Origin of the sequence: Nostoc sp. (assembly GCF_036917455.1) — a bacterium.
In the GTDB taxonomy this organism is placed as follows: Bacteria; Cyanobacteriota; Cyanobacteriia; order Cyanobacteriales; family Nostocaceae; genus Nostoc.
In genome coordinates, this window is the sequence record NZ_JBALDK010000228.1 from 1 (window position 1) to 1,038 (window position 1,038).

The following is a 1,038-nucleotide window of genomic DNA, read 5'->3' on the forward strand; positions in this document are numbered from 1 at the left end:
GTTTAGCATTTGATTCAAGGCTACTGATAAAATAATGGGTTTCAACCGTTGTTTCACCATTTAATGAACGGACAGATTCTACCATTCCAACACTATTGAAGTTTGACCAAACTGAATCTGGGTTAAGCCGAGACTGAATTTGAGATAACATCACATAGTGGCGTATTTCATGACGACCATGCCCTCTTTCTTCTGTTTTATATGTGCTATGTTCAATTCCCTCAAAACCTGTGCTTATACCTGCCTGGAATAATTTTTCAACTTCATTATAAAGATTTCCTTGATTCTTTTTCAACGTAATTACATAATCTGCATCTTGCTGTGTGATTAACCTAACAATTTCTTTCTGACAACCAATTGCATCGATTGTCACAATACATCCAGATATATCTAATACCTTTAATAACTCTGGAATTGCTGTAATTTCATTTGATTTCTCATCTACCTTCACTTGTCCCAAAACTAATTTATTCGTAGTTGCCCAGGCGCTTACCATTACAATTGCGCTTTGGTCACTACTACTATCATAAGAACTACGTAAGGTTTTCCCATCAATTGCAACTACTTCACCTTCAGTTATCTTTTGTATTGATTTCATCCAGTTTAGAAAACATGACTGAAATTGTTGAGGATTCAACTGTGCAAAGACTCTTGCAAACGTGTCGTGTGATGGTATCCCATTTGGTAGCTCTAAAAACGTTTTTAACCACTCAGACTTTGCACATCCGTATGTTTCAATTGCTACCCAACTATCTGCCCCACATATCACTGCACAAATGGCAATAGTCAAAATATCGATTAACTTATGACGTTTTGTACGATCTATTCGTGGATCTGACATCTGTGCAAAGTGGTCAGCAATTGTAATTTGGGGCTTGAGTTTCACGCCTTCCGTGGGGCTTTATTGTTACTTTTACAATGACTTTACCATCAATGCCCCAAAGATATCCTTCATCCCACACGCGTAGGCGAAGCCCGCCGTAGGCATCGCTGCCTTTATCCTTTATTTAGTATCTATGTACTATATTTAGATGCGTT

Annotated in this window: 1 protein-coding gene; it reads right to left on the reverse strand. The window is 37.9% G+C overall.

Going from position 1 to position 1,038, the window contains the following annotated elements:
• On the reverse strand, positions 1-886 hold an 886-nt coding region (locus V7K42_RS25345; protein ID WP_334920008.1), incomplete at its 3' end, for an ISAs1 family transposase.
• Positions 887-1,038: the final 152 nt, after the last annotated feature.